At 50.7% G+C, this 6,265-nt stretch carries 6 protein-coding genes and 1 pseudogene; 2 read left to right on the forward strand and 5 right to left on the reverse strand.

Annotated elements, in window-relative coordinates; all coding sequences use genetic code 11:
* Nucleotides 1–131: 131 nt before the first annotated feature.
* Both upp and trxB read left to right on the forward strand, forming a co-directional pair.
* The gene (gene upp / locus ABYP73_RS10740; protein ID WP_372946074.1) at nt 132–785 is read left to right on the forward strand and encodes a uracil phosphoribosyltransferase; all 654 of its coding nucleotides are present in this window, start codon (nt 132–134) and stop codon (nt 783–785) included.
* Between the two features lie 119 nt (nt 786–904).
* On the forward strand, nt 905–1,873 hold the full coding sequence (gene trxB, locus ABYP73_RS10745) for a thioredoxin-disulfide reductase (RefSeq protein ID WP_372974322.1): 969 nt from the start codon (nt 905–907) through the stop codon (nt 1,871–1,873).
* 70 nt (nt 1,874–1,943) lie between these two features.
* Here trxB and ABYP73_RS10750 read toward each other — a convergent pair whose 3' ends face one another.
* From ABYP73_RS10750 to ABYP73_RS10770, 5 genes and pseudogenes are all read right to left on the reverse strand, one after another.
* The gene (locus ABYP73_RS10750) at nt 1,944–2,387 is read right to left on the reverse strand and encodes a hypothetical protein (protein WP_372974323.1); all 444 of its coding nucleotides are present in this window, start codon (nt 2,385–2,387) and stop codon (nt 1,944–1,946) included.
* Between the two features lie 101 nt (nt 2,388–2,488).
* Nucleotides 2,489–3,547, reverse strand: coding sequence for an aminotransferase class I/II-fold pyridoxal phosphate-dependent enzyme (locus ABYP73_RS10755; RefSeq protein WP_372974324.1), 1,059 nt, complete (start codon nt 3,545–3,547; stop codon nt 2,489–2,491).
* Nucleotides 3,544–4,557, reverse strand: coding sequence for a dipeptide epimerase (locus ABYP73_RS10760; protein ID WP_372974325.1), 1,014 nt, complete (start codon nt 4,555–4,557; stop codon nt 3,544–3,546). Before ABYP73_RS10760 ends, ABYP73_RS10755 begins: the two co-directional genes overlap by 4 nt.
* Before the next feature lie 94 nt (nt 4,558–4,651).
* Nucleotides 4,652–5,374: a head GIN domain-containing protein gene (locus ABYP73_RS10765; RefSeq protein WP_372946223.1), complete on the reverse strand. Its 723-nt coding sequence runs from the start codon at nt 5,372–5,374 to the stop codon at nt 4,652–4,654.
* A 129-nt stretch (nt 5,375–5,503) separates the two neighbouring features.
* Nucleotides 5,504–6,265: pseudogene (locus tag ABYP73_RS10770) on the reverse strand (hypothetical protein); the annotation flags it as partial.

Genomic DNA, 6,265 nt, shown 5'->3' on the forward strand with positions numbered 1-6,265 from the left:
AAGGGCAAGGAGGTATAGAATTGGTATGTAAATACCATGTGTGAAGGATGGCAGGTGGTCTTTGGCCATCTGCTTTCTGTTTGTCATTATTTGATAGGCAAACCTTACCTTAGCGGGAAACCCCGATTCCTATGATTGTACATCAGCTTGAAAAAGAGGATTCCCTGCTGAACCAGTTTATCGCTGAGATCCGGGATAAGAAGGTTCAGGGTGATTCCATGCGATTTCGGAGGAACATCGAACGCATAGGGGAGATATTGGCATACGAACTCAGCAAATCCCTGAAATACCGCAGCAAAGAGTTGCAAACTCCTTTCGGGTCTAAGCCAGTGCGGATCCCGGCGGAGGAACTGGTGCTTTGTTCGGTGCTAAGGGCAGGGTTACCCCTTCATCAGGGATTGCTCAATTACTTCGATCATGCAGAAAACGCCTTTATCTCGGCTTACAGGCACCATCCCAATGGGGGGGATGCGTTTGAGGTCATTGTCAAGTATTTCGCCGCCCCCGATCTCAATGGCAAGACCCTGGTGCTCACTGACCCCATGCTGGCTACCGGGAAAACGCTTGAAAATGTCTATACAGCCCTGCTCGGGCACGGCACCCCCGCTCATATCCACATCGTTTCTGTCATCGGATCGGCCCCGGGCGTATCGCATGTCAGAAGTGTTTTTCCGGAAGATACTCATCTGTGGATAGCAGCCATCGACGAGGAACTGACGAGCAAGGGATATATTATCCCCGGACTGGGGGATGCGGGTGACCTTGCATTCGGAAGGAAACTCTGATTAAGGGCCTGGCGCCGGATGCCCTGCCACTACTATGAGACTATAATAACTTTTGATAACTTTGTTAATTCCTTTTTTGGGGAATGCGGTAATTTTACCCGTTTAAATTTTGTAATACAATGGCAGAATCTATAGAGCGAATTAAAACCCTGATTTTAGGTTCCGGACCTGCCGGCTACACGGCTGCGATCTATGCGGCCAGGGCCGACCTCAAACCGGTCATCTATACCGGAATGGAACCCGGAGGGCAACTCACAACCACCACAGAGGTGGATAATTTTCCGGGCTACCCGGAAGGGATAGACGGTCCTACCATGATGGTTCAATTGCAGCAGCAAGCGGAGCGTTTTGGAACTGAGGTCAGAATCGGGATGGCTACTGCGGTCGATTTCAGTGACCAGGTGGGAGGCATTCACAAGGTCACTATCGACGATTCAAAAGTGGTTGAGGCCGAAACCGTGATCATAGCGACCGGGGCCTCGGCAAAATACCTTAACATTCCCAGTGAGCAACGTCTCAGGGGAGGGGGCGTGTCTGCCTGTGCGGTATGCGACGGATTTTTCTACAAAGGGCAGGAAGTAGCCATTGTAGGGGGAGGCGACACCGCAGCAGAAGAAGCCTCATATTTGGCGAATATCTGCAAAAAGGTGACCATGCTCGTACGAAAGGGTGAAATGAGGGCGTCTAAGGCCATGCAGCACAGGGTAAACAGCCTTCCCAATATCGATATCCGCTACTTTACCGAGGTCGATGAGATCCTGGGTGACCAGGTTGTGGAGGGTCTTAGGATGGTGAACAATCAGACGGGAGAAAAGGAAGAAATACCTATCACCGGGTTCTTTGTAGCCATAGGCCACAAACCCAACACGGACATTTTCAAGGGACAGTTGGAGATGGATAATACGGGATACCTGATCACCAAAGGCAAATCAACAAAGACCTCAAAACCCGGGGTATTTGCTAGCGGGGATGTACAGGATAAAGAATACAGGCAGGCTGTCACGGCAGCCGGTACCGGTTGCATGGCAGCACTGGATGCCGAAAGATACCTGGCCAGTGTGGAAACTCCGGCCGAGATCAATTCGTAACAAGGAGAAAATTCAAAGAAAAACCCCGGATTTCCGGGGTTTTTCATTTTCTATTCGAGGGCTGAAGGTACTAGTCTATACGGACATAGTTTTCTGAGAACGTCGGGTTTCCCTCGAGATCCAGAGAGATCTGGCTGTAGGTGTCATCTTTCAGGTCGAGCTGGAAATTGAAGACCCTCATCGTATCCAGGGCCTGCATCATCTCATAATCCCCGTACTCAATAGTTTCCATCAGTGCATCATTAGTAATGTTATAGGAACCATATCCGAAACGTCCCTTTTTGTCTCCGGGTACCCAGCGAGACCACATGATCTTTCCGTTGTAATAGATCTTTACCTGGCGGTACCCCTCATCCTTGGCGACGGTATCTATCTTGTCACCATCCCAGTAAGAAAAACTCTGAAGCTCCCAAACCCCCTGCATGGAATGCATGGGATTGGGTTTGGAAGAAAGGATGGTTGCCGCAATGACAAAAATAAAGGCGAGGCCGGCGATCTTAATAGAATTCTTCATAGGTAAATGTTTTATGCTTCCAAAAGTTCAATTAAGATACAATTTTTTTAATAAAAATTTAACGTTACGCCAATTATTTGGCTCCCAGAATCTTTCTCCTTCTATCGCGCTTTACCTCCAAAGGAATTGAGAATCTCTGCGAGGGTGGTCAGGTCATCTTTTTGATGTGCGGAGGTCAGGACAATCCTGCTGGTGGCATAGGTGTCTTCGGTCGGGTACCTGAAATCCGTTACCAGGATAAATCTCTCTCGCAGATATGCTGTCAGGTCGGGGTTTGAATATCCAAATACAGGGTAGTCCGGCATATAATTCAGTAGCTTCTGATTCCTGACGACCGAATGGAAATAGGTAATGTGCCGTTGCAGCACCTTTCTCCTATTTTCGTAGATGGGGCCGGCCTTCAGGAACTGCGCCATATAGAATGGGGCAGGCGGACTGGCACCTCCGAAAAAATCGGATGCCTTCATCTTTTCTATTCGGGAAGTTTTACCGGCGACCATACCTGCCTGTACAGACAGGGCTTTCCCCATGGAAGCGCAAAGCACGATCTCTTTGCAGGGGAGGGAGGTCAGGGTGCGGTGTACCCCGGATCCGCTTTCACCCACGACGCCTATCCCATGGGAATCGTCCACCACCAGGATACAGGATTCCAGCGGGAGGGTTTTCAGGATCTCAAACTCTGGGTAGTTGCAGCCCGAAAAGTCAATGGAATCCAGAAAGATGACCGGTATTTCCGCCTGTTTCTTTTCGAGGTGCTGCCGCAGGGCAATCCCCAGGGTCGTGTAAGTGGTATAAGGCTTTGCACCGCTGGTGTAGAGGGCCGAATGGCTGTTGGGAGCGTAGAATAATTTGTGTTCTTTGTTCTTGAAGTGATTGGCTACCATCTGGCCGGCGAGATACCCGGAAGAAAGGGTCAGGGCTGCTTCGCTTCCAACCCACTGCGCTATTTTTTCTTCGGCCTCTTCATAGATCGTAAAGTGGACATTGGCGCGGCGGGAAGCCCCGTAGCTCGACCCGAACTGGCGGATGGCCTCAACGGCCAGCTCCCTGAATTCAGGGTCCTGCTGCAGACCGAGGTAGGAGGTACCTCCGAAATAGTAAAAGGTCTTTCCCTGGTGTACCAGCGTCCGGCCCGGATAAGTAGAAACAGGAACCTTCATGACAGTAATTCTATTCCGCTCCCGCCGAGTTCCGGAAAGACGATGCTTGCATCGTCACAGATCCGTATACCTCGGGCAATGTCATTGCTGATCAGCAAAGGACCGTCCATGTCTACGTAATCCAGTTGGGGCAGGAGTTGCCCGATCGCGGATATGCCCACCGTCGATTCCGTCATACAACCTACCATGATCTTCATGCCCAATTCTTTTCCGGCCCTGATCATGCGCAGGGCAGGGGTAAGGCCCCCGCATTTGGTCAATTTGATATTGATGCCATTAAAATGGAGGGCACAACGCCTTACATCCTCCTCCACCAGACAACTCTCGTCCGCGATGATCGGGAGTACAGTATGATGGGCCACCTGCTCCATCCCTTCCCAGTCATCTGCCTTCAGGGGCTGCTCAATAAACTCCACCCCGAGTTCTTTAAGGGAAGGAGCGATCGCAATGGTCTGGGAGGCCGTCCAGGCACCGTTGGCATCGATCCTGAACACCGCATCACTGTGTTTCCTCAATTCCCTCACAATGTCCAGATCTTCCTCAGTACCCAGTTTGATCTTGTAGATGGGCCAGGGTCTCTCTTTCATCTTCGCGACCATCTGTTCTATGGTATCGATCCCTATGGTATAATTGGTTCGGGGATAAGACGTCACGGACGTACCCCAAAGCTCATACAGGGGTTTCTTCCGCAGTTTCCCGTACAGGTCATGGGCCGCAAGGTCGAGCGCACAGAGCGCAAAGGAGGATAGGCCTTTCCCTTTGAGCCAAAGGTGAAAATCATCCGGATTGCTGAAAGGGAAATTCTCGATCTCGTCCTTGATCCCTTTGACCTCTGATAAAAGGCTTTGCAAGGTATGGCCGTAATACGGATTGGACGTGGCTTCGCCATAACCCGTTTTGCCCGCCATACTCAGGTGAACGATCAGCGTATCCTGGGTATCGTGGGATTCCCTGGAGATCGTAAAGGGATGCTTCAGTATAAGGGTATGTGTGCTGAGCTCAAGTACCATATCAATTTTAAATCTAAGATACACAAAGACAGGAAAGACCCATAAAAAAACCCCGGATGAAAATCCGGGGTTTTCCGCCTTCTATGGAAAGGGCTCAGTCCTTATGGACCCTACCCGAATAGGATTTGTTCTTCTCCACGGTAGGATTGCCCGTATAGGAGATATCTGCCCCGCTGCTGGCCTCAGCGATCAGTGATTCTGAGACGTTGACATCGATGTCTGCCCCGCTGCTCGCATCGGCATAACATACCCTTACGGAGAGTTCTTTGGCCCTGATCCCAGCCCCGCTGCTGGCATCGGCCCTCATCATCTCGGCTTCGCCTTCAATCCTGACATCTGCCCCGCTGCTGGCGTCCACATCTACCTCATCAGCCACCAGGGAAGCTTTGATATCGGCCCCGCTGCTCGCGTCCAGGGTGATCCTGTTCGTGCGTATGACATTCCTCGTAACGAGGTCGGCACCGCTGGAAGCGGAAAGCCCGGTTACCTCAGGCAGGGTCACGTGGATCCTCTTGGTCGCCCTTCCGATATTCTCGTAGGTATGGACCTTCAGTTTACCGTTCCTGATATCTGTCCCGATCAGGTCTGCGATATTCTCATCAGCTTCAACTTCAATGGAATACGCATCACCCTGGGTGACAAAGACATCCAGACCTTCGGAGGCCGATACCTCATAAAAATCTTCGGAAACAGTTCTGGTTTCAGTGGCTACCACGCCATTCCCCATCTTTCCTCTGCCCAAATTCATATCAAAAACACAGGAGGAGAAGAAAAGGGCCATCAGTATGGCAATTGCAATTCTGGCTAGTGTTGTCATGATCTTGTTTTTTAATCCGGACTACGATTCCGGGAGTTATTGATAAAGCTTAGGTCAAATCTATTTTTCAAAATGGGCTTCCACTATTTTCTCTGACTCAGTTGTCGATAATCGGGGACGAAGTGTATCTCATTCGTCATCGTCATCCGCTTTGATCTCGACACCGTTTTCGTCTATCTTCAATTTAAAGGATTCCCTCCCGTCCCTCATATTGATATCCAGACCGTTCTCATCAATGATGATCTGGCTGTCCTCTTCGTCAATCCCCCAGGAGGAATTCATATTTTCAGGACAGTCGAGGCATTGCAGCTCCCCATTGGTTCCCATCACCCAGTAGTATTCCACGAGGTCGCCCCTGTAGATATCCTTGTCATAGCGGGTCAGTCGCCCGATATGTCTGCGCATACCCCGCTCAAAACCGATCACGGTTCCTTCCGGAACGGAAAGGGTCAAATGAACTTCCTGGTCCCTCACCTTGTTCTCAATCCCCGTGGTCAGGAAATTGTCCAGGGAAAGCGTACTGCCCTCCAGGGCATAGGAATACCGGATGTTGGAGGCCCGTTCCCTGGCATCTGCCATGGAATTACCATCGGCGTGTCTTCTGACCTTCAGGTAAGAGAGGGAGTCCGAGGACCGGGTGACATCAAACCTGATGTCGTCTGAGAAAAGGAGTTGTTCCCCATTCTCGTCATAGGTCAGGGTCATATGGTTGAAACCGATGTTCTCCTGGTTGTCAAAGAGCTCACTGCTTCTGGGCCGGATCATCAGTGTGTCTGGTTCTGCCGGCAGATACAGGACCTCTCTTTCCGTGGTGCTGCCCGAATACGCATGGGCCGAAGCTTCCTGAATACCGAGGATCACCAGACCAATAATAGAGATCAGCCAGAGTCC

The organism is Muriicola sp., from assembly GCF_041567615.1.
In the GTDB taxonomy this organism is placed as follows: domain Bacteria; phylum Bacteroidota; class Bacteroidia; order Flavobacteriales; family Flavobacteriaceae; genus Muriicola.